Raw genomic sequence first — 24,699 nt, 5'->3', positions numbered from 1 at the left:
GTTGTCGTGTTGCTGTGCTGCTGTGTTCCGTGGTGTCGCGATGACCTGGTGGACAGGGGCCTGGACTGTGGTCGGCCTACTCCAAGTCGTCGAGCAGCGCGAAGAGTTCCTCGTCGCTCGCCGCTTCGAGGTCCTGGTCCGCACCGTCGGCCGCCTGCTTGCCCGCCGCTTCGTCGGCGATGTCCAGGAGTTCCCTCAGTCGGTCCCTGACCTGGCCGTGCGCGTCCTCGTCCGCGGCCAAGGCTCTGATCGCCGACTTGAGCTTCGCCAGCTCCGCCAGGACCGGTCCTGCCGACGGCGCCTCGCCGTCCGTCCCGAGTTGCTCTCCCAGGTAGCTGGCGAGGGCGGCAAGGTTCGGGTGGTCGAAGATGAGGGTGGTGGGCAGCCGTAGACCGGTCGTGGTCTTGAGCTGGTTGCGCAGCTCGACGGCCGTCAGCGAGTCGAAGCCGAGTTCCTGGAAAGCCCGTTCCGCTTCGATCGCCGTAGGGTCGCTGTGACCGAGGACGGCGGCCACGTGCGTCCGTACCAGGTCGATCAGCGCCTTCTCCCGTTCGGGGGAGGACAGTCCCGCCAACCGGTCCGCCAACGACGGACCGCCGCTCGCCACCATCGCGTTACCCGCTCGGCGCGGGGCTGCGGGGACGAGGCCGCGGAGCATGGCCAGTGCCTCGTCGCCCCGCGCTCGCAGAGCGGCGGTGTCGATACCGGTCACCGCGGTCACCGCGTCGCCCGTCGCCTGCGCGGTGTCGAAGAGGGACATGGCCTCCTTCGTCGCCAGCGTACGCAGACCACTACGGGCAAGCCGCTTGAGGTCGACGTCGGCGAGGCCTTGGGTGATGTCGCTGGTCTGTTCCCAGAGTCCCCAGGCGAGGGAGATCGCCGGCAGGTTCTGGGCTCGTCGGTGTTGGGCGAGGGCGTCGAGGAAGGTGTTGCCGGCGGCGTAGTTGGCCTGTCCTGCGGTGCCGAGGAGGCCTGCGAGGGAGGAGTAGAGAATGAAGGCCGACAGGTTGTGGTCGCGGGTGAGGTCGTGGAGGTTCCAGGCGGCGTCGACCTTGGGGCGCATGACGGCGGTGAGTCGGTCCGTTGTGAGTGATCCGAGGAGTCCGTCGTCCAGGACGCCTGCTGTGTGGATGACGGCGGTCAGCGGCCGGTCGGCCGGGATTGCCTTCAGGACCCTGTCGAGCGCCTCGCGGTCTGCGGCGTCGCATGCGACGACGTCGACATCTGCGGCCCCCAATGCGGTGAGTTCGTCGCGGAGTTCGGTTGCGCCCGGTGCTTCGGTTCCGCGTCGGCTGAGGAGGAGTAGGTGGTGGGCGTGGTGTTCGGTGACGAGGTGGCGTGCGAGTACGCCTCCGAGTGCGCCGGTCGCTCCCGTGATGAGGATCGTGCCGGTGCTCCAGTCGGGGGCCTGCGTGGTCTGCTCGGACGAGGGCGCGGTCGTTCGGGTCAGGCGGGGTACGCGGAGTTCTCCCGCTCGTAGGGCCAGCTGGGGTTCACCAGAAGCGACTGCCGCCTGCACCCAGCGCGGCAGATCAGCCGTGTCGTCGGTGTCGAGGAGGGTGATCCGGTCGGGGTGTTCTGTCTGGGCTGCGCGTAGCAGACCCCATACGCCGGCGTGGGCGAGGTCCGGTACGTCTTCGTCCGGGCCTGCCGCGACAGCGCCGCTTGTCACGACCACCAGCCGGGAAGCCGCGAAGTGGTCCTCCGTCAGCCAGTTCTGCACCAAGTCCAGTACTTCGGCTGTGACTTCGTGGACCGCTGTCGCCAGAGCGTCGCTGTCACGGGCCTCGGGCAGCAGGGGAAGCAGCAGGACCGGCGGTACGGATACGTCGGTACCGGCCGCCACCGTACGCAGATCCACGTACGGCTCCCCGCCAGCAGCGGTCGAGGTGGACCCGACTCCCAGCGGCTTCCACTCCACCCGGTACAGCCCGTCCCGGCCCGCCGATCCTGCAGTGCGGAGGGCGTCCTTCGACAGGGGGCGGTACGCCATGGACTCGACGGTGGCGACCGGCGCGCCGGTCGTGTCGGCCAGGTCCAGGGACACCGACTCCGGGCCCGAGTGCGTCAGCCGTACGCGGAGTGTCGAGGCACCGACAGCGTGGACGCGAACCCCGGCCCACGTGAACGGCAGTACCGTCGCCCGGTCCTCGTCCACGACACCCGGCAGCAGCAGGTGCAGGGTGGAGTCGAGCAGGGCGGGGTGCAGTTGGAAGCGGTCGGCGTCGGTGCGCTGGTCGTCGGCGAGGGCGACCTCGGCGAAGATCTCACCGTTGTTGGTGCCCTTCCAGGCGCGGCGCAGGCCTTGGAAGGCGGGGCCGTAGCTGTAGTCCTGCTCGGCCAGGCGGTCGTACACGCCGTTGAGGTCGACCTCCACGGCACCGGCCGGCGGCCATGCCACCAGGCTGGTTGTGTTCGCGGGGGTCGTGGTGGCGGTTGTGGTGGTGAGGGTGCCGGTGGCGTGGGTGGTCCAGGCCCGGCTGTCGTCGCCTTCCGTGTCCGTGTCGGGGCGTGAGTGCACCTGGAGTGTCCGGCGGCCGGACTCGTCGGCGCTCGTGACCACGACCTGGAGCTGGACCCCGCCGCGCTCCGGCAGGACCAGCGGAGCCGCCAGCGCCAACTCCTCGACCTCGTCCGCGCCCACATGGCGGGCGGCGTGCAGGGCGAGTTCCAGCAGGCCCGCTCCCGGTACCAGCACCACGTCGGCGACGGCGTGTTCGGTCAGCCAGGGGTGCGTGCGCCGCGACAGGCGGCCCGTGAAGACGTACTCGTCGCGGTCCGCGATCGTCACCGCGGCGCCGAGCAGCGCGTGACCGGCCTCGTTCAGGCCCAGGCCGGCCGCGTCGGCGGCCGCCGCCGGGGCGTCGAGCCAGTAGCGGCCGTGCTGGAAGGCGTACGTGGGCAGGTCGTCGACGCGCCGTGCCCCGGGGAAGACCGTGGACCAGTCGGGCGTGACGCCGCGCACGGCCAGCCCGCCCAGCGCCGTACCGACGGTGTCGGGGTCGGGCCGGTCCCTGCGCAGCGCGGGGGCGAGTGAGCCGGCCTCCTCCGTCAGGCACTCCTGGACGAGGGCGGTCAGGACGCCGTCGGGGCCGAGCTCCAGCCAGTCCGTGACCCCCAGTTCCTCCAGGTGGCGCACCCCATCGGCGAAGCGGACCGCCTCGCGGATGTGGCGCGCCCAGTAGGCGGGCGAGGAGAGCTGCTCGGGCGTGGACAGCGTGCCGGTGACGTTCGACACCACGGGGATCGTGGGGGAGCGGAAGGTGAGGCTCTCGGCGACGGACCGGAACTCCTCCAGGACGGCGTCCATGTGCGGCGAGTGGAAGGCGTGCGAGACCGGCAGCAGCTTGGTCTTCGCACCCACCTCGCGCCACCTGGCGACGACCTCGTTGACCAGCAGCTCGTCACCGGAGATCACCGTCGACCGGGGGCCGTTGACCCCGGCGACCACGACCGTGCCGCCGAAGTCGGCGAGCGAGTCGCGCACCTCCGCCTCGCTCGCCTGGATCGCGGCCATGGTGCCGTCCTCGCGCGCGGCCTGCATCAGCCTGCCGCGCTCGGCGACCAGGACGGAGGCGTCCGCCAGGTCGAGGACTCCGGAGAGGTGGGCCGCGGTGACCTCGCCGATCGAGTGGCCGAGGAGGTAGTCGGGGGTGATCCCGTGGTGCTCGAAGAGCCGGAACAGCGCGGTCTCCAGTGCGAAGAGGGCCGCCTGTGTCATGACCGTCTGGTCGAGGAGCGCCGAGTCGGCGCTGCCCTCGGGGGCGAACACGACCTCCTTCACCGACCGGAACAGCTCGCGGTCGAGCTGTGCGCACACGGCGTCGAAGGCCGCGGCGAAGACCGGCGACGCGGCGTAGAGCTCCCGGCCCATGCCGAGGCGCTGAGAACCCTGCCCGGTGAGCAGGAACGCGAGCTTTCCGCGTCCGCCGCTGCGCCCTGCGGCCCCGCGCACGGCGGCTGGACCCCCGTGCACGATCGTCGTACCCCCGTGCCCGCCGGTCGGCGACGGGACGCCGTCGGCCACGGCCGCCAGGCCCCGTACGAGCGCGTCGCGGTCCGATCCGACGACGGCCGTACGGTGTTCCAGGGTGCCGCGCGTCGTGACCAGCGACCAGCCGATGTCGGCGGCCGTCGCCTCCGGGTTTCCGAGGGCGTACGCGTGCAGCCGGCGCGCCTGGGCGCGCAGCGCCGTCTCGTCGTGGGCGGAGAGCAGCCAGGGGACGGAGAGGCGGCCGGCAGCGCCTGCCGCGTCCGCGTTCGCGTCCGGATCAGCGTCCGCGTCCGGACCCGGACCCGGGTTCGTGTTCGGGTTCGGGTTCGAAGGCACGGTGGGTGTCGTGTCCGTGCCCGCCGGCTCCTCGATGATGACGTGGGCGTTGGTGCCGCTGATGCCGAAGGAGGAGATGCCCGCGCGTCGGGCCCGGCCGCCGTCCGTCTGCCACTCCCGTGCCTCGGTGAGCAGCGCGACCTCGCCGGTGGACCAGTCGATGTGCGGGGAGGGCTCCTCCGCGTGCAGGGTCCTCGGCAGGACGCCGTGCTGCATGGCCTTGATCATCTTGATGATGCCGCCGACGCCCGCGGCCGCCTGGGTGTGGCCGATGTTGGACTTCAGCGAACCCAGGTAGAGCGGGCGGTCCTCCGGGCGCTCCTGGCCGTACGTCGCCAGGAGGGCCTGGGCCTCGATCGGGTCGCCGAGGCGGGTGCCGGTGCCGTGGGCCTCGACGGCGTCCACGTCGGCACCGGTCAGCCGCGCGTTGGCGAGGGCCTGACGGATCACCCGCTCCTGGGAAGGGCCGTTCGGAGCGGTCAGGCCGTTCGACGCGCCGTCCTGGTTCACCGCGGAACCGCGGACGACCGCGAGGACCCGGTGACCGTTCCTCCGCGCGTCCGACAGCCGCTCCACCAGCAGCAGGCCGACGCCCTCCGCCCAGCCGGTCCCGTCGGCACCCGCCGAGAAGGACTTGCACCGGCCGTCGGCCGCGAGACCGCGCTGCCGGGAGAACTCCACGAAGACGTTCGGCGAGGACATCACCGTGACGCCACCCGCGAGCGCCAGGTCGCACTCCCCGCCGCGCAGCGCGTTCGCGGCCAGGTGCAGGGCGACCAGGGACGAGGAACAGGCGGTGTCGACCGTGACGGCCGGGCCTTCGAGGCCGTACGTGTACGACAGTCGGCCCGACACCACGCTCGACAGACTGCCGGCGAGCGTGAACCCCTCGAACTCGGCCGGGGTACTGGGCAGTCGCGCGGCGTAGTCGTCGTACATGGCTCCGGTGAAGACGCCGGTGTTGGTGCCGCGTACGGTCGCCGGGTCGATCCCGGCGCTCTCGAAGGTCTCCCATGCGGTTTCGAGGAGGAGCCGCTGCTGGGGGTCGGTCGCGGTCGCCTCGCGCGGCGACATGCCGAAGAACTCCGGGTCGAACTGGTCCGCCTCATGCAGGAACCCGCCGTGGCGGACGTACGAGGTGCCGATACGGTCCGGGTCGGGGTCGTAGAGCGAGTCGATGTCCCAGCCGCGGTTCGACGGGAACGCGCTGATCGCGTCTCCGCTCGCGGCGACGAGTCGCCAGAGGTCGTCGGGTGATGTCACGCCGCCGGGGTAGCGGCAGGCCATGCCGACGATGGCGATCGGCTCGTCCGCGGCGGCGGTGCTCGTCCGCACGACGGCCTTCGCCGCCCTCGCCGCCGCGCCCGACACCTGGCTCAGCAGGTGCGCTGCGAGCGCGGCCGGTGAGGGGTGGTCGAAGACGATGGTCGCGGGCAGACGGAGGCCAGTGGCCGTGTTGAGCTGGTTGCGCAGCTCCACCCCGGCGAGGGAGTCGAAGCCCAGCTCCTTGAAGGGGCGTTCGGCGTCGACCGCGGCCGCGCCCGAGTGACCGAGGACCGCGGCCACCACACCGCGTACGAACTCCCTCACGGAGTCGAGGCGTTCGGCTTCGGGCAGGGCGGCGACGCCCTGCGCCCAGTCGCCGCCCGTCGGGGCGCCACCGCCCCGCCCCGCGCGACGCGGACGGGTGCGGACCAGGCCGCGCAGCAGCGCGGGGACCAGGCCGTCGGCCGCGGCGCGGGCCTTCGCCGGGGTCATCGCGGCCGGGGCCAGCAGCGGGGTCTCGGTGGCGAGGGCCGCGTCGAACAGGGCCAGACCCTGCTCGGGTGCCAGCGGGGCGACGCCGATACGGGCCCAGCGGGCCAGGTCCGCGTCGCCGAGCGTGCCGCCCATGCCGGCCGTGCCGTCCCACAGCCCCCAGGCCAGCGAGGTCGCGGGCAGGCCCGCTGCGCGCCGGTACGAGGCGAGGGCGTCGAGGAACGCGTTGGCGGCCGCGTAATTGGCCTGGCCGGCCGTGCCGGTGAGGCCGGAGAGGGAGGAGAAGACGACGAACGCGCCGAGGTCGAGTCCGCGTTCGCGCGTCAGCGCGTCCAGATGCCAGGCCGCGTCCGCCTTGGGGCGCAGGACGGCCTCCAGCCGCTCGGCGGTGAGGTTCTCGACGGTCGCGTCGTCGAGCACGCCGGCGGTGTGCACGACCGCGGTCAGCGGCCGCTCGGACGGTACGGCGTCCAGGACGGCCGCGAGGGCGTCCCGGTCACCCGCGTCGCACGCGACGAGCTGTGCCTCGGCGCCGAACTCGGCCAGCTCCGCGCGTAGTTCGTCGGCGCCGGGCGCGTCCGGTCCGCGCCGGCTGAGGAGGAGCAGGTGCCGTACGCCGTGCCGCGAAGCCAGGTGGCGGGCGACGAGACCACCCAGACCGCCGGTGCCTCCGGTGATCAGGACGGTGCCTCTGGGGTCGAGCCGCAGGGTCGGCGCCTCGGTCCCGGCCGGGGTCGCCCTCGCGGTTCCGGTCGTGGTCGTGGTCGAGGTCGAGGTCGCGTCTGCGGTGCCGGTGCCGGTGGCGGCGCCGGCGCTGGTCCCGGTCGAGGTCGACTGCCCGGTCCCGGTCGTCGCGCGGGTCAGGCGGGGGGCGTGCAGCCGGCCGGCGCGTACGGCGAGCTGCGGCTCGTCGCCGGCCGCCGCTGCGGCGGCGATCAGTGCCTCGGTGGCGCCGGAATCCGTCGCCACCGCCCGCGCCGCGTCCTCAGCCGGCTCATCGATGTCGATGAGCAGCAGTCGGCCCGGGTGCTCGGTCTGTGCCGAGCGGACGAGACCCCAGACGGGTGCGGCGGCGAGGGAACCGATCCCGTCGCCGGGGAGCGCGGCCACCGCGCCACGGGTGACGAAGGCGAGCCGCGCGTCCTGGAAACGCTCGTCGGACAGGAAGCGCTGGACGAGACCGAGCGCGCGGGTGGCGGCGCCGTGCGCGGCGGCCACCGGGTCGGCGCCGTCCAGGGCCCAGCTGTCGGTGCGTACGACGACGGTGGCGGCGCCGACGGCCCCGGCGAGGTCGTCGCCCGCGTCGAGCAGCGTCGCCGGGCGCGAGCCGTGCGCGTCCGGGGCGGAGACCTCGGGCCACTCGACGGTGAACAGCGCGCCCTGTCCGACGCCGGAGGCTGGGGCCACTTCGCTCTTGGCGACGGCGCGCAGCGTCAGGGCCTCCACGGACGCGACGGGCACGCCGCCGGGGTCGGCGACGGCGAGCGAGACCGTGTCGTCCGACGCGCTCGGGGTGATCCGCACGCGCAGGGCGGTGGCCCCGGTCGCGTGCAGGGACACTCCGGACCACGCGAACGGCAGCTTGATCAGGTCGGAAGGCGACGCGGACGCGTCCTCGTCCGCGAAGGCCAGCACGAGCGGGTGGAGGGCCGCGTCGAGGAGCGCCGGGTGCAGGGCGAAGTGCGCGGCGCCGTCGTGGTGTTCGGCGCCGAGGCTCACCTCGGCGTAGAGCTCGTCGTCCTTCTGCCAGAGAGCGGTCAGGCCCTGGAACGCGGGCCCGTACGAATAACCGAACTGCGCGAGCCGGGCGTACACCTCGGCCAGCGGACGCGGCGAGGCGCCCTCCGGCGGCCAGGGGGTGGTCGCGTCCGCCGCCTCGGGAGCGGTGGACGCGGTGGTGAGCGTCCCCGTGGCGTGGCGGGTCCAGGGGAGCTGGTCGGCGTCGCCGCTGTCGGGGCGCGCGTGGACGGTGAACGGGCGGGTGCCCCGCTCGTCGGGGGCGCCGACGGCGACCTGGACGCGGACGGCGCCGTGTTCCGGCAGGGCGAGCGGGGCCGCCAGGGTGAGATCGTCGACGTGCCCGGCGCCCGTGTGGTGGCCGGCGGCGACGGCCAGTTCCAGGAAGGCGGTGGCCGGTACGAGGACGGTGTCGCCGATCACGTGGTCCGCCAGCCAGGGCTGCCCGTTGAGGGAGAGCCGGCTGGTGAGCACCACGTCGTCGCGGTCGGCCAGGTGCACGGCCGTCGTCAGCAGGGGGTGGTCGGCCGGGTCGAGGCCCAGCGTGCGCGCGTCGGCGCCCCGCTCGGTCGCCAGCCAGTACCGCTCGCGCTGGAAGGGATACGTCGGCAGGGCGGCCCGGCGGCCGCCGAGGAAGAACGACGCCGCGTCGAGGGCCGTGCCGTTCACGTACGCCGTGGCGAGGGCGGTGGCCACGGTCTGCGCCTCGGGGCGGCCCGCGCGCAGCAGGGCGACGGTGGTGACGGGAGCGGCCGAGGCGTGGGCCTCGGAGGCGGCCTGCGCGCCCGTTCCCGTACGCGTACTCGCACTGCCCGTACCCGAATCCGTACCCGTACCCGTACCGGTACCCGTACCCGTACCCGTACCTGCGCCCGTGAGCGTGTCCGTGACCGTGCCCGAGTTCTCGGTGTGCGGTTCGCGGGTCGCCTCGGCGGCCATGGCCGTCAGTACGGCGTCGGGGCCGACCTCGACGAAGATCGTGGCGCCGCGCCCGCGCAGGGTGCGTACGGCGTCCAGGAAGCGTACGGACTTCCGGATCTGCGCGGTCCAGTAGTCGGGCGAGGTGAGTTCGGCCGTGGTGGCGAGTGCGCCCGTCACGGTGGACACGAGCGGGATCCGGGGCTCGTGGAAGCGCAGGGCGGCGGCCACATCACGGAACTCGGCGAGGATGCCGTCCATGTGCGGCGAGTGGAAGGCGTGACTCACGTTCAGACCGCGCGTCTTGCGTCCCCGCTCGCGCCACAGCGCCTCGACAGCGTCGACGGCGGCCCGGTCGCCCGAGACGACGACGGAGCCGGGGCCGTTGACGGCCGCGAGGGAGACCTGCCCCTCGAACGCCCGCAGGGTCTCGGCGACCTCGTCCTCCTCGGCCTGGATCGCCGTCATCGCCCCGCCCTCGGGCGCGGCCTGCATCAGCCGGCCCCGGGCGGCGACGAGCACGGCAGCGTCGCGCAGCCCGAGGACACCGGCGACGTGCGCGGCGGCCAGCTCCCCGATCGAGTGGCCGGCGAGCAGGTCGGGGGTGAGCCCGTGGTGTTCGAGCAGCCGGAACAGCGCCACCTCGACGGCGAACAGGGCGGGCTGCGTGTACGCGGTGCGGTGCAGCAGCTCCGCGCGCTCGCGCCCCTCAGGGCTGTCCTCGTCGGCGAGGACGACGTCCTTCAGCGGCACGTCGAGGTGCGCGTCGAACTCGGCGCAGACGGCGTCGAAGGCGCGCGTGTACACAGGGTGCGTGGCGTACAGCTCCCGGCCCATGCCGACGCGCTGCGCGCCCTGGCCGGTGAACAGGAAGGCGGTCAGGCCGGACCGGGAGGCGTTCGCGGTCACGGTGCCGGGCGCGGCCGTTCCGCGCGCGAGGGCGTCGAGACCGGCGAGCAGGTCCTCGCGGGTGGTGCCGACGACGGCCGCCCGCTGTTCGAACGCGGTACGGGTGGCCAGGGAGCGGCCGGCGTCCTGACCGGTGACCTCCTCGTCCTCCGTCAGCCGTGCGTGGAGCCGGCCGGCGTGCGCCCGCAACGCGCGCTCGTCACGCGCGGACAGGACCCACGGGACGGGGACGGGCGCGTGGTCCGGGACGGGCGGGTGGTCCGGGACGGAGGCGGGCGCGGATACGGATACGGATGCGGACGCGGACGCAGACGCGGATACGGACGCAGTCGCGGATGTCGTCTCCACGAGCGGTCCTGCGGAGGCGGCGGGGCCTGCCTCCGTGAGCGGAGTCGCGGCGGCTTCCTCGATGATCACGTGCGCGTTGGTGCCGCTGATACCGAAGGACGAGACGGCGGCGCGGCGCGGCCGCCCGGTCTCCGGCCAGGGCCGTTCCTCGGTGAGCAGCGAGAGCGCGCCGGCCTCCCAGTCGACGTGCGGGGAGGGCTCGTCCACGTGGAGCGTCCTCGGCAGGACGCCGTGCCGGATGGCCTCGACCATCTTGATGACACCGCCGACACCCGCGGCCGACTGGGTGTGCCCGATGTTGGACTTGAGCGAGCCGAGGTGGACCGGCGTACCGCCCGCCCGGCCCTGGCCGTAGGTGGCCAGGAGCGCCTCGGCCTCGATCGGGTCGCCGAGCCGGGTGCCCGTGCCGTGCGCCTCGACCGCGTCGACGTCGGCCGTGCCGAGGCGGGCGTCGGCCAGGGCGTCGCGGATGACCCGCTGCTGGGAGGGGCCGTTGGGGGCGGTCAGGCCGTTGCTGGCGCCGTCCTGGTTGATGGCGGTGCCGCGGACGACCGCGAGGACCTGGTGGCCGTTCCTGCGGGCGTCGGAGAGGCGTTCGAGAAGCAGCAGGCCGACGCCCTCGGCCCAGCCCGTGCCGTCGGCGGAGGCGGCGAAGGACTTGCAGCGCCCGTCGGGCGAGAGGCCCCGCTGGCGGGAGAACTCCAGGAACATGCCGGGACCCGACATCACGGTCGCGCCGCCGGCCAGGGCCAGCGTCGTCTCTCCCTCGCGCAGCGAGCGCACGGCCATGTGCAGGGCCACCAGGGAGGACGAGCAGGCGGTGTCGATGGTGACGGCGGGTCCGACGAGGCCGAGCTGGTAGGCGATCCGCCCCGACAGGATGCTGGTGTGACCGCCGGTCAGCAGGTGGCCCTCGATGCCCTCGGGCGCCTGGTCCATGCGCGGGCCGTAGTCGAGCGCGGTGCCGCCGACGAAGACGCCCGCACGGCTGCCTTCGAGGGCGCGCGGGTCGAGGCCCGCGTGCTCCACGGCCTCCCAGGCGGTCTCCAGCAGCAGCCGCTGCTGCGGGTCCATGGCGAGCGCCTCGCGCGGGGAGATACCGAAGAAACCGGCGTCGAAGGCGCTCGCGTCGTGCAGGAATCCGCCGTGCCGGGCGGAGCTCTTTCCGGTGCGCTCGGGGTCCCGGTCGTAGAGCTCCTCGTCCCAGCCGCGGTCGACGGGGAACTCGCTGATGGCGTCCCGGCCTTCGGCGACCAGGCGCCACAGCTCCTGCGGCGAGGAGACGCCGCCGGGGTAGCGGCAGGCCATGCCGACGATGGCGATCGCCTCGTCGGCCCGGGCCCGGGCCCGGCGTGGACGGCGTCCGGAGGCGGAGGCGGCCGTGGAAGCCGAGGCCGCGGAGGTCGAGGGGGCGGCCGCACCCGCCCCCTCGACCTCGCCGTCCCCGGCGCCGGGCGCTTCGAGGACGGCCGTCGCCAGGTGGTCGACCAGGTTCTCCAGGGTCGGGTGGTCGAAGAGCAGCGAGGAGGGCAGCCGCAGCCCGGTGACCTTGCTGAGCCGGTTGCGAAGTTCCACGGAGGTGAGCGAGTCGAAGCCCAGGTCCTTGAAGGTGCGGCGGGAGTCGACGGCGTCCGACTCGTACTCCAGGACGGCGGCGGCCTGCGCACGGACCAGGTCGCCCACGGCACGGCGCCGCTCCTGCTCGTCGACGCCGGTCAGCCGGGTGTGCAGCTCCGCCGCGCCCGCGGTGTCGCTCTCCGAGGTGGCGCGCACGTCCTCGCCGACCCAGAAACGGCGCCGCTGGAAGGCGTACGTGGGAAGGTCGACGGGGACGGCGCCGGAGCCGGCCGTCAGGCCCGCCCAGTCGACCGGTACGCCCTGGACCCAGGCCTCGGCGAGCGAGGCGAGGAAGCGGCGGGGGCCGCCCTCGCGGCGCCGCAGCGAGCCGAGGAACACGGCCTCGCCGGTGCCCCGCGCCTCGGCGGTCTGCTCGATGCCCACGCCCATGAGGGGGTGGGGGGACATCTCGATGAACGTCGCGTCCCCGTCCGCGAGCACGGCGGCCACGGTCTCCTCGAAGCGCACGGTCTGCCGCAGATTGCGGTACCAGTACGCGGCGCCCATCTCGGTGCCGTCGAGGGGGCCGGCGGTCACCGTCGAGTAGACGGGTACGTCGGAGGGGCGCGGCGCGATCCCGTCCAGTACGGAGGCGAGTTCGGCCTCGAGCTCCTCGACCTGCGCGGAGTGCGAGGCGTAGTCCACGGGGATGCGGCGGGCGCGGACGTCCTGCTCGGCGCAGCGGACGAGGAGTTCGTCGAGGGCGGAGCTCTCGCCGGCCACGACGACGGTGGCCGGGCCGTTGACCGTGGCGAGGGAGAGCCGGCCGTCCCAGGAGGCGATCAGCTCCTCCACCCGCGCGGCGGTCTCGGCGACGGACACCATGCCGCCGCGCCCGGCGAGGGCCAGCAGGACCCGCGAGCGCAGCGCGACCACCCGCGCCGCGTCGCGCAGCGACAGCGCTCCGGCGGCGCACGCCGCGGCGATCTCGCCCTGCGAGGCGCCGATGACGGCCGTGGGGGTCACTCCGTGGGAGCGCCACAGTTCGGCCAGCGAGACCATGACCGCGAACAGCGCGGGCTGGACGACGTCCGCCCGGTCGAACCCCGGGGCGCCGGGCGCCTGGCGCAGGACGTCGCGCAGGTCCCAGTCGGTGAACTCGGCGAGCGCCTGGGCGCATTCGTCCATGCGGCGGGCGAACACGGGGGAGGAGTCCCACAGTTCCACGGCCATGCCGGCCCACTGCGAGCCCTGGCCGGGGAAGACGAACACGACGCGGTCCGCGGCCGGTCCGGTGCCGCGCGCCGGGCCCTCGACGAGTCCGGGAGCGCTCTCGCCGTCCGCGAGCGCGCGCACCCCGGCCACCAGCTCGTCGTGACCGGCGCCGACGACGACGGCGCGGTGCTCGAAGGCGGTACGGGCCGAGGCGAGCGTCCCGGCGATGTCCAGCGCCCGCGTCGAGGGCCGCTCGGCGGCGTACGGGGCGAGCTGGCCCGCCTGCGCGCGCAGGGCGCCTGTTCCGCGCCCGGAGAGGACCCAGGGCACGACGGGCGCGTCGACGGGTGCGTCGCTCTCCGTGCCGTCCCCCGCGATACCGGAACCCTCAGGACGCGCCTCGACCGGCGTCTCTCCCGGCGCCTCGACCGGCGCCTCTTCCAGCACCACGTGGCAGTTGGTGCCGCCCATGCCGAACGAGCTGACGCCGGCCACCAGGGGCCGGTCGGGCCGGGGCCACGGCGTCAGCTCCCGCTGGACCGCGAGGCCGAGCTCGTCCAGCGGGATCCGGGGGTGGGGCGTCTCGAAGTTGAGGCTCGCCGGGATCTCCCGGTGCCACAGGCTGAGCAGCGTCTTGAGCAGTCCGACGATGCCCGCCGCGCCCTCGAGGTGCCCGACGTTGGTCTTGGCGGAGCCGACCAGCAACGGACGGACCCGCTCCCGCCCTTGGCCCTGCTCCTCCCGAGGCTCCTTCCCGTGCCCCTGCCCCTGCCCCTGGCCTCGCTCTTGCCTCTGGCCTCGCCCTCGCCCGAGCGCCGCGCCGAGCGCCGCGGCCTCCAGCGGGTCGCCGACCGGGGTGCCCGTCCCGTGCAACTCCACGTACTGCACGTCCTCGGGCGCGACGCCGGCCTGCGCGTACGCCTGGCGCAGGACCTCTTCCTGGGCCGTCGGGCTGGGGACGGTGAGGCCGGGGGTGGCGCCGTCGTTGTTGACGGCGCTGCCGCGGATCACGCCGTAGACGCGGTCGCCGTCGGCGAGCGCCCGGCTCAGGGGCTTGAGGACGACGACACCCGCGCCCTCGCCCCGTACGAAGCCGTTGGCGCGCGCGTCGAACGTGTAGGTCCGCCCGTCGGGCGAGAGGCCGCCGAACCGCTCCTCGGTGACGGCCGATTCCGCGAGGATGTTGAGGTTCACACCCGCGGCGATCGCCATGCCCGCCTCGCCGCTCCGCAGCGACTTGCAGGCGAGGTGGACCGCGACGAGCGACGAGGACTGGGCGGAGTCCACGGTGAGGCTGGGGCCGTGCAGCCCCAGGTGGTACGAGACGCGGTTGGCGATGACGCCCCGGTTCACGCCCGTCATCGTGTGCTGGGTGAGGGCGGCGCCGCCGTGCTGGTTGACCAGGCCGGCGTAGTCGTCGCGCAACGACCCGACGAAGACCGCGGTTCCGCTCCCCTTGAGCGTGGCCGGGACGATGCCCGCGTCCTCCAGGGCGGCCCAGGTCAGTTCCAGGACGATCCGCTGCTGCGGGTCCATGGTGACGGCCTCGCGCGGCGATATCCCGAAGAAGGCGGCGTCGAAGTCCCCGACGTCGGGCAGGAACCCACCCCGGCGCGCCCCGGCCGGAAGGTCGTCGTCCGCCGCCCCCTCGTCGTCGAGCAGCGACTCCCAACGCCCGTCCGGCACGTCGGTGACGGCGCTCCTGCCCGCGCGCAGCAGGGACCAGAAGGCCGCGGGCGTCGGCGCATCGGGGAGCCGGCAGGCCATTCCGACGACGGCGACCGCTTCGCCGTGTCCGTCGCCAGTCGCCAGAGAACCCTGCTCAATCGTCATCGCGCTCGGATGCCCTTCCCTAGGTGAATCCCACAAGGCACGTCGAGGTCTGCAATTCCACTTTTCAGGGATTGCGGTAAACGCCTCTAGGTGACACTTGATTCGAAACTCTGCGGTTGCGCAATTCCTTTTCTGCAACCCAGACTGAGGCTTCCCGAGGACAGTAACAGCGAGCCGGACCGGCCCCTCTCAGTCGTCAGTCACAGGGCAGTAATCCCCGGTGGAACGTGCTGGTGGGAGGGCTGTTACTTGCCGATGAGCGGCTAATGGGAGATGACCGGATATGGTCGCTCCGACTTGATCCGAGCACACGTTACCGAGAAGTCCAAAGGAAGCGGAGCGGACTGCATCATGGCGAATATCGAGCTCACGAGCGACGCCGAAAAGCACACCGATCTCTATGTCCGGGCCATCAACTCCGGGGACGCGGAGGCGGTCAACGCGATGTACACCCCGGAGGCCGTGGCCGCCTGGGAGAAGGGCAAGCCGCTGACGGGCCGGGAGCGGGAGGTGTACGTCGAGGAGTTCCTCAAGCTGAAGCCCGTCATGACGGCGACGACGCGGCACGCGTACGTGACGGCCGACACCGCCCTCCTCGTCGTCGACTGGACGATGGAGATCGTCCACCCCGACGGCACCAAGGAGACCGGCGAGGGCGTCGGCCTCGATGTGCTGCGCCGCGGCGACGACGGCAACTGGCGCTACGCGATCGACGACCCGTACGGCGAGTCGAAGTAGCACTCCCGTACGGCGAGTCGAAGTAGCTCTTCCGTACGGCGAGTCGAAGTAGCTCTTCCGTACGGCGAGTCGAAGAAGCGCTCCCGTACCGCGAGTCGGAGCGGCGCTCCCGTACGGCAAGTCGAAGTGGCGGACCAGCGGACCTTGAGGAGGACTGGGATGACCCCTGCGCGTCAACGCGTCGGAGACCACGCGGTCGTGCTCGGCGGCAGCATGTCGGGGCTCTTCGCCGCCCGCGTGCTGTCGGACGCGTACGAGAAGGTCACCGTGGTGGAGCGCGACGAGCTCACGGAGGGCCACCGGGTACGGCGTGGAGTTCCCCAGGGGCGGCATCTGCACGCCCTGCAGGCACGTGGGCAGCAGGTCATCGAGGAGCTGTTCCCGGGCATCAGCGACGAGATGATCGCCGCCGGGGCCGCCACCGGTGACGTGGGGTTCAACACCCGCTGGTACTTCAACGGAAAGAGCCCGCGGCGGGTCCGCACCGGGCTGCGCGCCGTGGCCGCGAGCCGGCCCTTCCTGGAGCGCCACGTCTACGCGCGGGTCGCCGCGCTGCCGAACGTGGCCTTCCGGGGAGGACACGACATCCTCGGTCTGGAGACGACGCCCGACCACGCGCGGGTGACCGGCGTGCGGGTGCAGGCCCACGGCGGCGGCTCGCCCGAGGAGTCGATCGGCGCCGATCTGGTGGTGGACGCCACGGGTCGCGGCTCACGCGTGCCGGCCTGGCTGGAGGAGTTCGGATTCCCCCGCGTCGAGGAGTCCCGGCTGAAGGTCGGCGTCGGCTACACCACCTGCCGCTATCGGCTGACCTCCGACCCGTACGACGACGAGATCTCCATCGCCGTCATCGCCTCGGCGGAGCTGCCGCGCGGCGCGATCATGACCAAGGTGGAGGACGGCCTGGTCACCCTGACCGCCTACGGCATCCTCGGGGACCATCCTCCGACCGACCGGGAGGGCTTCCGGGTCTTCCTCAAGTCGCTCGCCGTGCCGGACATCTTCGAGGCGGTCCAGGACCAGGAGCCGCTGGAGGACCCGGTCGCCTTCAAGTACCCCGTCAGTGTCCGTCGTCACTTCGAGCGGGTCCCGCGCTTCCCCCAGGGGCTGCTGGTCACGGGCGACAGCGTGTGCAGCTTCAACCCGACGTACGCCCAGGGCATGACGGTCGCCTCGCTCGGCGCGCAGGTGCTGCGCGAACACCTGGCCTCGGGGTCGGCACCCGTCCCGGCGGCGTACTTCCGGGACGTCGCGCACCGGGCGGTCGACGGGCCGTGGGAAGCCATGACCATCAACGACCTCGCCTTCCCCGGAGTCGAGGGCAGGCGCACCCTGTCGACGCGTATGGCGCACGCGCTGACCGCCCGCGTCCAGGCGGCGTCGACCAGGGACCCCGCGGTGACCGAGGCGTTCCTGCGCGTCGTCGGCCTCATCGAACCGCCGTCGACGCTGATGCGCCCGGGAATGCTGACCCGGATCCTGCGCGGCTCCCGCGCCGCGTCTTGACCGCCCCCCTCCACTCCGCCCGTTCCACTCCGCTCCACCCGCAACCCCCCACCCCCCTCCACCACGAGACCTAGGCGGTTCCCGCAGTGAGCATGGACATCAAGAACGCGTCCGAGATCGTCCAGAAGTACATCGACACCTGGAACGAGCGGGACGGCCGGCAGCGTCGTGAGCAGATCGCCCAGGTCTTCGCCGAGGACGGTTCGTACATCGACAACAACCTCGACGCACCCGTCGAGGGCCACGTGGGGCTCGACGAGTACATGGCCTACTTCCACCAGGAGTTCCCCGAGTACGTGTTCTCGCTCGTCGCGGTCCTCAACGCGCACAACAACCTCGCTCTGTTCAGCTGGCGTTGGGGAGCTCCGGGAGCCCCCGCTGGTGCTGCCAGCGGCACGGACGCCGTCGTCTTCGAGGACGGACGGATCAGCAAGGTCTACGGATTCCTCAATTAGTCAGCCACCCCGTCGTATCCGACGGACCGAAAGCGCACGCCGAGAGGGAACCTTCCATGCGCGTTCTGTTCACCGTCCTTCCCGCGAAGGCCCATGTGCACGCGGTCGTACCGCTCGCCCGGGCTCTCCAGGGTGCGGGGCACGAGGTCCGCGTCGCGACCACCCACCCGGATGCGACGCGACCGGTCGTCTCCGCCGGACTCACCGCCGTCGCGCTCAGCGACGAGGACTACTTCCCGCCGATGCGGGTGGACGAGGAGAGGCTGGACCTGATCACCGAGAAGCTGGCGCTCGGTGAGGAGGACGCCGGGGTGTGGCAGGAGTTCCGGACGATCGTCATGCCACCGATGTCGATCTTCTACCCCACGGGTGACACCGCGGAGGGTGGGGGCGGCGACGGCGCGGAGCACCCCTCTCTCGTGGACCGCCTGGTCGGGTTCGCCACCCAGTGGCGGCCGGATCTGGTCCTGTGGGACCCGACCTGGCTCGCCGGCCCTGTGGCGGCCCGGGTGAGCGGCGCGGCGCACGCCCGGCTGATGTGGGGCGAGGACTACTTCGCCTGGGTCAAGGACCGCTTCGACGAACGCCCGGAACTGGCGGAGCTCGGTCTGCGCGACCCGCTGGTCGAGATGGCCGAGCCCGTCGCGGCGCGGTACGGCCTCACGGTGGACGACGAACTGCTGCTGGGCCAGTGGACCGTCGACCCGATTCCCCCGGCGATGCGGCTGGCCACGAACACCAGAACGGTGCCTGTCCAAGCGCTCCCTTACGGTGGCGCGGACGTCCTGCCCGAGTGGCTCTACGGGGCTCCGGAGCGCCCACGCGTGGCACTGACACTGGGAACCACGTCGCGGGACTACGAGTTCGGGGCCGAGGAGCAGGCGCGCCTCGTGGCGACGATGCTGGAGGTCGCCGGCGGTCTCGACGTCGAGGTGGTGGCGGCGCTCAACAGCAGGCAGCTGGCGGGTCAGCGGGTCCCGGACAACTTCCGGGTCGTCGACTACGTCCCGTACACCGCCCTGCTGCCCACCTGTTCCGCGGTGATCCACCACGGCGGGTACGGCATCTCGGCGGCGGCCGCCGTGTACGGCGTGCCCCAGCTGATCCTGCTCCAGGACCACAATTGGTGGCATTCCCGGTGGACCGCGCGGTACGTGACCGGGCGTGGAGCCGGTCTCGCGCTGGACCCGGCCCGCTCGTCCGTCCCGCAGCTGCGGGAACAACTGCTGCGCGTGCTCCGGGAGCCCGGATTCCGCAGTGGGGCGGAATCCCTCTACCGGGACCTTCTCGCGACACCGACTCCGAACGACATCGTTCCGCAGCTGGAGCGGCTGACCGCGGAGCACACGAAGTAGCGGCGAAGCGCCCGCCGAGCGATCCCTTCGGCGGCCGCACCCCCCACATCGCTCCCACGCACGTCCCCCTCGCTTTTCCGCCTCACCAACCGCAAGGAGAATCAGGATGACCGCGGCTGACACGGAGACCGCAGCTGTACTGAAGGCAGTGACGGACCTCGTCCCGAAGCTGAGGGAGAACGGTCTGGCGGCGGAGGAGCGCCGCTGGGTCCCGGAGGAGAACGTCGAACTGCTCGAGAAGGCCGGGGTGTTCAGGGCCGCCGTGCCCCGCCGCTTCGGGGGTCTCGATCTGCCGCTGGCCGACCAGGTCGAGATCTTCACGGAGATCGCACGAGGCTGCGGCTCGACCGGCTGGCTCTCGGTCGCCTGGGTCACCAGCGGGTGGATGGCCACCCTCTACCCGGACCGCACCCAGGAGGAGGTGTTCGCCCAGCCTTCGGTGCGGATCTCCGGCGGCTTCACGCCCAGCGGGATGGTGACGCCGACCGAGGGCGGCTACCTCCTCAACGGCAGCTGGCGATTCAACTCCGGCTGTCGCGCCGCCCACTGGGACCTGCTGGCAGCGCTTCTGGAGCACCCGGACGGTCAGTACGAGCAGGTCTTCGCGATCGTGCCGATGTCGGAGCTGTCCATCGCCGACGACTGGGACGTGACGGCCGCGCAGGGCACCGGAAGCTCCACGGTGACGGCCGAGAACGTCTTCGTCCCCGCGCATCGGGTGGCCGGCGGTGAGGACGCGGTCAACGGGACCTCTGGCGACCGGTCCAACACCGGGGCCACCGGCCGGAACTACGGTCTGGTCGGCGTGGTCATGGCCGCCTCCGTGGGCGCGTACATCGGGATGGCGAAGGCCGCCCTCGAACTGTTCGTCGGGCAGGTCAAGGGCCGCCCGATCGCGTACACGCACAACGAGGACCAGTCGCAGCACCCGCTGACCCAGATCAAGGTCGCCACCGCGGCGAACAAGATCGCCGCGGCCGAGGGGCTCGCCGCCGGCTACCTCAAGGTCCTCCAGGACCGTGCCGACGCCGGTGAGCAGCCCACCCTGGAGGAGCGCGCCGCGATCCGCGGTCAGTGCGGCTACGCCCTGCAGCTCACCAAGGAGGCCGTGGCGGAGCTGCACTCGGTGAGCGGGGCGTCCGCCATCGCCCGCAAGGCCCCGTTCCAGCGGTTCTACCGGGACATGATGGGCCTCTCCCTGCACGGAATGATGGCGCCCCACACCAACCTCGAGGTGCACGGCCGTGTGCTGCTCGGGCTCGACCCGGCCACCGAACTTCTCTGAATCCACCGCCGTCCGCGGCGCATCCGGCGCCGCCCCGACGGCGGCACTCGACGGACCATCCGACACCCCCAGGCCGGGCCCATGACGTGGCCCGCCCGGGGGTTTCGGCGAACTGGGAAGGAATCATGGATACTGCACGGGATTTGCTCGCTTCCATATCGGGCCGGGGCACCTCGCGGCGCTCGCTGCTCAAGGTTGCGGCCGGCTCCGCGGCGGTCGCCGGGGCCGGGGCGGTCGGACTCGGGGCCGCGTCCCCGGCCGCTGCCGACGAGGCGACCGGCTACGACGCCATCGTGATCGGCGCGGGTTTCGCGGGTGTCACCGCGGCCCGCGAGCTCCAGTCGAAGGGCCTGCGGACACTGCTGGTCGAGGCGCGCAATCGCATCGGGGGGCGCACCTGGACCAGTACGTTCCTCGGCAAGCAGGTCGAGTTCGGCGGCACCTGGATCGACGAGATCCAGGTCAACGTCTGGCGCGAGGCGCAGCGCTACAACATTCCGATCGTCTCGGACACCGACCCGATGGACCGGGCGATCTACCCGGCTCCGCAGGGCGTGGCGACGTACACGCCGGACGAGGTCTTCGCCCGGGAGGCGACGCTGCTCGGCAAGGTGATGGAGGGGACCGAGGGGTTCTTCCCGCGCCCCTACGAGCCGTTCTTCAACGCGGCCGGCCTCATCGAACCGGACAAGCTGTCCCTGCGCGACCGACTCGACCAGCTGCGGCTCAGCGCGGAGGACGACCGCTGGGTCAGCGCGATCACCGGCGGCTACTCCGGCGGCAGCAGCACCTACGGCGCGTACACCATGCTCGCCCACTGGTGGGCGCTGTCCGGGCGTACCTACGGGGGGTTCATGGGGGTCAACGTCGACCGCCCCGCCCCCGGTATGAAGGGCCTCCTGCAGGCCATGCTGGACGACGCGCGACTCTCCGGGCTGAAGCTGAGCACCCCGGTCTCGCGCATCGAGAACACCAATGCCGGAGTGCAGATCACCACCCGCGCGGGGCAGCGGATTTCGGCCAAGGTCGCCGTGGTGGCCCTGCCGGTGAACGTGTGGAAGAACATCAACTTCGGTTCGGCGGGTCTGCCGAGCGAGTTCCTCGCCCTGTCCAAGGAGGGCATGGCCGTCCAGTCCGCGCAGAAGATCTACATGCAACTGCGCGGCCAGAACATCGGTAGGTTCGTGGCCCAGGCGCCCGAGGGCTACAAGCTGGTGTCGATGCTGTCCCAGCACATCCTGCCGGACGGTCAGATCGCGGTGGGGTTCAGTGCCGACCCCACGCTGGACGGCAACAACCTGGAACAGGTGCGGGCCGCGGTGCGCGAGCTCGACCCGACCCTGGAGGTCGTCTCGGTCAAGGCCCAACACTGGGGCCGCGACGAGTTCTCGTTGGGCGGCTGGACCTTCCGCCGGCCGGGCCAGCTCACCACGAAGCTCCGCGCGGTGCAGCAGCCGGTGGGCCGGCTGACGTTCGCCACCAGCGACATCGCCACCGGCTGGGCGGGCTTCGTGGACGGTGCGGTCGAGTCGGGATTCCGGGCGGCGCAGCAGGCCCTTGCACTGACCAAGCAGGTCGCCGCATAGTCCGGGTGCGCCCCACCGCGGTCAATGCGGGATGACCTGAAATCCATTCCGGGCGGACCACTTACCTTTTTGTAAGTACTTGAGGGGTGGTGAAATCGCTGCCTACCATCTCAATGAATGCCGCCCGGATACCCATTTCCCAAGGAGACACCGCTCAATGTCCAACAACAACGCTCCGGTATCAGTCGTCGGCCTCGGTCTGATGGGCCAGGCGCTGGCGGCGACCCTGCTGCGCAACGGTCACCCGACCACCGTGTGGAACCGGTCCGCCGAAAAGGCCGACGCGCTTGTTTCCGAGGGCGCGAAGCTGGCCGGTTCGGTCGCCGACGCGGTCGCGGCGAGTGACGTCGTCATCGTCTGCGTGTCCACGTACGAGGTCACACGCGGTCTCATCGACCCGCTGGCCAAGGAGCTGTCGGGCAAGACCCTCGTCAACCTCACCACGGGCACGCCCGACGACGCCCGTTCGACGGCCGCCTGGGCCGCCGACCACGGCATCGCGTACCTCGACGGTGCGATCATGGCGATCCCGCCGCTCGTCGGCACGCCGCAGGGGCAGTTCTTCTACGGCGGCAAGAAGGAGATCTTCGACGCCAACGAGTCGCTGCTGAAGGAGCTCGGCGGCGCTTCCGTGCACGTCAGCGAGGACCCGGGGGTTCCCCTCATCTTCGACCTGGCGCTGCTGACCGTCCTGTACGCCGCCGGCCAGGGCTGGGGCCACGCGCACGCGCTGGTCAACACCGCGGGCATCTCCGCCCAGGAGTTCCAGCCCTACATCAACACCTGGGTGCAGTACGTGGTCTCGGCCGCCATCGCCAGCCAGGACCAGGCGCGGGTCATCGACGAGGGCGACTACGCGACCGAGATCTCCAACGTCAGCACCAACCAGCTCGCGCTCGGTCACATCATCCAGGCGAGCAAGGAGCTGGGCGTCGACGCCTCCTGGCTCGAGCCGGTCAAGAAGGCCGCCGACGAGCTGGTCGGCGAGGGCTACGGGAACGACTCGTTCGCCCGCACCTTCGAGAAGGTGAAGGCCAAGAAGAAGTAGCCGCCTGCGGCCTTCCGGCGGGGCCGGCCCGGTGCACCGATATCCAATTCGGTGCACCGGGCCGCCCCCTTTTCTCGCTGTGCTTTCTTTCCCTCAGGATGATTACTCACCGATTACTCGGTGGTGCGGCCACTCGACTAGTTTGCAGATATGACGAGCGACCGGGGGAGGCCCATGCGGGTGCTGTTCGCAGTGTGGCCCGCGCAGGCGCATCTCTTTCCGACCTATCCGCTCGCCGCGGCACTTCAGGCGGCGGGGCACGAGGTGCGAGTGGCGGGGCCGCACACGACGGCCGAGAAGGCCCGAGCGATCGGGCTCAACGGAGTGTCGCTCGGCGGCACGGAATTCACCGCGACGTCCCTGGCCGAACTGCGAGCCGGGGAGACAGCCGCCGAACTCTTCGAGGGAGAACTCGACTCCATCGAGAAGGAGTTGTCGCTCGACGAGGCCGATCAGCGACAGTGGCAGACCTTCCGTCACTTTCCGCTCTCGGCCGCGCGCCTGTTCCACCCCGCGCACAGCAGCCCGCAGGGCCACCCCGCCCTCCTGGACCACCTGCTCGACTTCACCGCCCGCTGGCGGCCCGACCTCGTCCTGTGGGACCCCATCTGGCCCTCCGCCGCGATCGCGGCACGGCTGACCGGTGCGGCCCACGCGCGGCTGCTGTGGGGCCAGGACTACGGAGCCTGGGCCCAGGACCGGATCGACACCCACCTGGGCCCCGGCGCCAGGAGCCCGCTCGTGGCTCTGGTGCGGGGCCTGGCCGAACACCACGGGGTCGAGGTCGACGAGGAGCTGTTGTTCGGGCAGTGGAGCGTCGACCCGATGCCGGCCGCGATGCGGCTGTCCACCCGCGCCCGGACCGTTGCGATGCGCTGGATCCCGTACACCGGTCCGGCAGTGCTCCCGTCATGGATGCGCGAGCCGCCCACGCGGCCGAGGGTGGCCGTGACCCTGGGGGGCTCGGTCCGTACCTTCGCGCCGGGCAGTTGGAGGCGCTGGGTGGACAACCTGCTGTCGGCGGTGGACGGCCTGGACGTCGACGTCTTCGCCACCTTCGACGACGATCAGCTCGCGGGGCGCACGGTTCCGGGCAACGTGCACGCGCACGCCTACGTACCGCTCGCCCCCCTGCTGCCGACCTGCGCCGCGCTGATCCACCACGGCGGCAGCGGCACGCACGGTGCCGCGCTGGCGCACGGTGTCCCGCAGCTGATCACGCTCGCCGACCGCGGCCCGGACACCCCCGTCACCGACAACACCATGAGCGCGTGGAACTTCGCGCGGCACGTCGAGGAGGGCGGCGCGGGGCTGACCCTCAACCAGGACGCGCACTCCGTCGCCGAGATGCGCGCGCGCCTGCTGCGGGTGGTCCGTGACCCCTCGTTCCGCGAGGGCGCCCGTCGGCTCCAGCAGGACGCCCTCGCCGTGCCGGCCCCCTCGGACGTCGTGCCCACGCTGGAGAAGCTCACGGCCCGGCACCGGGCCCGGACGTAGCGGAGGGACGGACCATGCGCATCACCCCCACCCGAGTGCCCGGAGCGTTCCTCGTCACCCCCGACGCCCTGCGTGACGAACGCGGGAGCTTCCACGAAGGATGGCGTGCCGAGGAACTGGAGCACGTGACCGGCTATCCGTTCACGCCCCGGCAGATCAACTACTCGGTGTCCCGCCGGAATACGCTCCGGGGCATCCACAGCGTCGCCCGGCCGCCCGGTCAGGCGAAGTTCGTGACGTGCGTCCGTGGCGCGCTGCGGGATTTCGTCGTCGATCTGCGCGTCGATTCGCCGACGTTCGGCCAGTACGACTCGAACGTGCTCGACGCCGACTCCGGGAATTCCGTCTTCGTGCCCGAGGGCGTCGGCCACGGATTTCTCACGCTCACCGACGACGCCTGCATCTGCTATGTGCTCTCCAGCGAACACGTCCCGGGCACGCAGATCGACATCGACCCGCTCGATCCCGACCTCGACCTTCCCTGGGGTTTCACGGAACCACCGTTGATTTCCGAGAAGGATGCGCATGCGATGAGCGTCGCCGACGGGATCTCCCGCGGTGCCTTCGCTCACTGGAAGGACACCAGTCCGGATGCGCTGTCCGCCGCCGCGAGGAGAACGTGAC

At 72.1% G+C, this 24,699-nt stretch carries 10 protein-coding genes; 9 read left to right on the top strand and 1 reads right to left on the bottom strand.

Going from position 1 to position 24,699, the window contains the following annotated elements; genetic code table 11:
* Nucleotides 1-76 precede the first annotated feature (76 nt).
* Complete coding sequence (locus AB0E14_RS10100; protein ID WP_362414509.1) at nt 77-14,605, bottom strand: SDR family NAD(P)-dependent oxidoreductase; 14,529 nt, start codon at nt 14,603-14,605, stop codon at nt 77-79.
* Between the two features lie 351 nt (nt 14,606-14,956).
* Here AB0E14_RS10100 and AB0E14_RS10095 point away from each other — a divergent pair, with 351 nt between their 5' ends.
* From AB0E14_RS10095 to AB0E14_RS10055, 9 genes are all read left to right on the top strand, one after another.
* Complete coding sequence (locus AB0E14_RS10095) at nt 14,957-15,343, top strand: DUF4440 domain-containing protein (protein WP_362414507.1); 387 nt, start codon at nt 14,957-14,959, stop codon at nt 15,341-15,343.
* A gap of 159 nt (nt 15,344-15,502) precedes the next feature.
* Nucleotides 15,503-16,849: an FAD-dependent monooxygenase gene (locus AB0E14_RS10090; protein WP_362414505.1), complete on the top strand. Its 1,347-nt coding sequence runs from the start codon at nt 15,503-15,505 to the stop codon at nt 16,847-16,849.
* 92 nt (nt 16,850-16,941) lie between these two features.
* On the top strand, nt 16,942-17,304 hold the full coding sequence (locus AB0E14_RS10085; RefSeq protein ID WP_362414610.1) for a nuclear transport factor 2 family protein: 363 nt from the start codon (nt 16,942-16,944) through the stop codon (nt 17,302-17,304).
* Nucleotides 17,305-17,360: 56 nt separating this feature from the next.
* A complete protein-coding gene (locus tag AB0E14_RS10080; RefSeq protein WP_362414503.1) occupies nt 17,361-18,659 on the top strand; it encodes a nucleotide disphospho-sugar-binding domain-containing protein in 1,299 nt (432 codons plus the stop codon).
* A gap of 106 nt (nt 18,660-18,765) precedes the next feature.
* The gene (locus AB0E14_RS10075) at nt 18,766-19,944 is read left to right on the top strand and encodes an acyl-CoA dehydrogenase family protein (protein ID WP_362414501.1); all 1,179 of its coding nucleotides are present in this window, start codon (nt 18,766-18,768) and stop codon (nt 19,942-19,944) included.
* Nucleotides 19,945-20,069: 125 nt separating this feature from the next.
* Complete coding sequence (locus AB0E14_RS10070; RefSeq protein ID WP_362414498.1) at nt 20,070-21,530, top strand: NAD(P)/FAD-dependent oxidoreductase; 1,461 nt, start codon at nt 20,070-20,072, stop codon at nt 21,528-21,530.
* Between the two features lie 79 nt (nt 21,531-21,609).
* Nucleotides 21,610-22,578, top strand: coding sequence for an NAD(P)-binding domain-containing protein (locus AB0E14_RS10065; RefSeq protein WP_362414496.1), 969 nt, complete (start codon nt 21,610-21,612; stop codon nt 22,576-22,578).
* A gap of 180 nt (nt 22,579-22,758) precedes the next feature.
* Nucleotides 22,759-24,075, top strand: coding sequence for a nucleotide disphospho-sugar-binding domain-containing protein (locus tag AB0E14_RS10060; RefSeq protein ID WP_362414494.1), 1,317 nt, complete (start codon nt 22,759-22,761; stop codon nt 24,073-24,075).
* Nucleotides 24,076-24,089: 14 nt separating this feature from the next.
* Entirely contained in the window at nt 24,090-24,698 is a 609-nt protein-coding gene (locus AB0E14_RS10055; protein ID WP_362414492.1) for a dTDP-4-dehydrorhamnose 3,5-epimerase family protein, read from the top strand.
* The last annotated feature ends 1 nt before the right edge of the window (nt 24,699 follow it).

This window comes from Streptomyces sp. NPDC047981 (assembly GCF_040653315.1).
In the GTDB taxonomy this organism is placed as follows: domain Bacteria; phylum Actinomycetota; class Actinomycetes; order Streptomycetales; family Streptomycetaceae; genus Streptomyces.
This window is presented reverse-complemented; position numbering and strand designations above follow the sequence as displayed.